Genomic DNA, 202 nt, shown 5'->3' with positions numbered 1-202 from the left:
AACACAGGGCGAGCGGCGAAAACTGAGCAGTTTACCTTATGGCTGGCACAATGTGTTTGATAGTCCAGTGCTGCCTGTACCAAAAAATACCTATTCCGGCCTGCAACCGTTGGTGGAGTATTACGCGCTGTCCCAGCTTTATAACTTTGTCACGCTGGATATCAGCAAAAGTTGCACAACAGTGCCACTGAATGAGGAGGGT

Annotated in this window: 1 pseudogene; it reads left to right on the top strand. The window is 49.0% G+C overall.

Annotated features, from left to right (window positions below):
- Positions 1–202: pseudogene (locus AAC854_RS24160) on the top strand (type VI secretion system baseplate subunit TssF); the annotation flags it as partial.

Source organism: Xenorhabdus entomophaga (assembly GCF_037996725.1).
GTDB classification, from domain to species: Bacteria; Pseudomonadota; Gammaproteobacteria; order Enterobacterales; family Enterobacteriaceae; genus Xenorhabdus; species Xenorhabdus khoisanae.
This window is presented reverse-complemented; position numbering and strand designations above follow the sequence as displayed.